This window comes from Flavobacterium sp. HTF, assembly GCF_003105115.1.
Lineage (GTDB): Bacteria > Bacteroidota > Bacteroidia > Flavobacteriales > Flavobacteriaceae > Flavobacterium.
In genome coordinates this window covers 1-2,148 of the sequence record NZ_QETH01000173.1, presented here as the reverse complement: position 1 = coordinate 2,148, position 2,148 = coordinate 1, and the positions used below count along the sequence as shown (strand labels likewise).

Annotated in this window: 3 protein-coding genes; all 3 read left to right on the top strand. The window is 30.8% G+C overall.

The window, feature by feature from the left end:
• Positions 1–235 precede the first annotated feature (235 nt).
• Complete coding sequence (locus tag DCO46_RS22510) at positions 236–574, top strand: hypothetical protein (protein ID WP_116754695.1); 339 nt, start codon at positions 236–238, stop codon at positions 572–574.
• Between the two features lie 150 nt (positions 575–724).
• Positions 725–1,687 (top strand): RHS repeat-associated core domain-containing protein, encoded by a 963-nt coding sequence (locus tag DCO46_RS23405; protein WP_317048069.1) that lies wholly within the window; start codon positions 725–727, stop codon positions 1,685–1,687.
• A gap of 14 nt (positions 1,688–1,701) precedes the next feature.
• The coding region (locus DCO46_RS22495; RefSeq protein ID WP_116754694.1) for a hypothetical protein at positions 1,702–2,148 on the top strand (447 nt) is incomplete at its 3' end.

Genomic DNA, 2,148 nt, shown 5'->3' with positions numbered 1-2,148 from the left:
ATACTTGTATGTTGCATGACATTGAATATTAATTGTATCATGTAAAAAGGAAATTGTTCCTGATAAAAAAAATATTGAAGTTAGTTCTGAGCAAAAGTTTATTGAAGAGAACTTTTTAAAAATAGTAGATACTATAGCATATAGTAGAGGAGCATTTATAACAACCCCAAGTGATTCCATTGCTTATCCTAAATTATCAGTAAAGTTATCTCAAAATATCGATTATATTAAGGAAATGGATGAGTATACTAAAGCTTATTTTGAAAAAAATCAAAATATAAAAAAAATATTTCATGATGTTATTGGAAATAAAGCTTATTCTACATTCACATTAGATTCTAATTTTCCAAAAAAAATAGGCAAGTATTATTTTTTCTTTAATGAAAATGAACAAGATAAAACAATTAAATATGCTGGAAGAATAGATATTATAAATTTTAAAGTCTACAAAGATAAAGCGATATTAATTCTGACGGAGTCCGTGGGAAAATATGGGGTTTCATCTATTGTACTTCTAATAAAAAAGGATGGAGATTGGAAAGTATATAAGAAGCATGCTATACTCACAATATAAGCGTAATTTATTAAATGTGTTGGTGGTAATAATTTTAACAACCTCACTCCAACCTTTAAGTTTTTTCCAACAGCAGAAGGTTATGTAGAAGCTTCTGGAAGTTCTTATAAATATATTTACCAGTACAAGGATCATTTGGGTAACATCCGATTGAGTTACGACAAGACACTGGCCATTAAGGAAGAGAGTAATTTCTATCCTTTTGGTTTGAAACAGGAAGGCTATAATACAGTTAAAACTGGTTTTGAGAATAAGTATAAATACAACGGCAAGGAGCTGCAGGATGAGCTAGGGCTTAACTTCTACGACTATGGAGCACGTAACTACGACCCAGCACTTGGCAGATGGATTAACATTGACCCACTTTCCGAACAAATGAGACGATGGTCTCCATACAATTATGGACTTGATAATCCTGTATTTTTTATAGACCCTGATGGGATGAAGCCCAGAGCTGGTCAATCTGGGACTTATTATGATTGGGATGAAGGAGGATATAGAACTGCTGACGGAGATGTAGCAACTTATGATGAAGCTCTCGCAAATCATAGCGGAGGAGCTGGCATAGACCCGCCAGGTAAGAAAAAGGTTGAAGATATGACTCCAGAAGAAAAAAATGAATACTGGAGAAAATACAACGAAGAGAAACTATTGCCTTTAAATGAATCCTTAATTAACTGTGCTTTAATAGCAGATGGAGCTGGTGCGTTATCTGAATTGTTTGCAGTTAAAGCATCTTTTAAATTAACGTCATTAACAGGTCTTTTTACAAATTTATTAAATAAAGCCAGCAGATTTACTGTACAATCTTCAAAATTTGATTACTTCTTTGGTAGAGTTGTTACGGGTAATGAGCACAATATTCAGCGTTCTGCACAAAATTTAGCAGACTTAACAACATTGGGAATAAAAACAGAAAAAGATTTAATGAGAGTTTTTAATAAAGCATGGAATAGTCCAATAATTCAGAAAATAGAAACCTCACATGGAGTTTCAGTAATAAAAAGTGCTAGTGTAGGAAAGAGTGGTCAAGCCGTTCAAGTTTCCTTTTTTTATAAAGGTGGAAATATGAGTCTTACCCCGACAATATCGACTATTATCCCAAAACTTTAAAATTGATAATCCTTATGAAAGTAGAATTTAAATTAATAACTGAATCAATTTTTAATGAGTTGAAATCAGAAATAATTTTCAATGCAGAAACTCCTAGATGTTATGGAATGATAGGTAACGAAAACTATTCTTTTAAATTTGGATGGCAGAGTGAAATAATTATTCCAAAAGTAAATCAAATATTAGAAAGTACTTATTCTGTTGGTATAGATTTGAATTTTGCCATAATTGATTTTGAAAAAGGAACTATTGTTTTTAATTTACTATTAGATTATTTTTTTTACGAAATGAAATTACATGAAGATTTTCTATATGTTATTACGGAACTTTCGATAATAAAAATTGAACTGATAACATTCAGGATAATTGAAACATTTTCGCTACCTGATTTTTTTGAAGAAATTATATTTGATAAGAACAGGATAGAAGTAAAATGTTCAAACAATGAGGTTGCTTATTTT

What these genes read in the sequence shown, in the direction of transcription:
- DCO46_RS22510 (WP_116754695.1), top strand. Translation starts at nt 236, where the DNA reads ATGGATGAGTATACTAAAGCTTATTTTGAAAAAAATCAAAATATAAAA.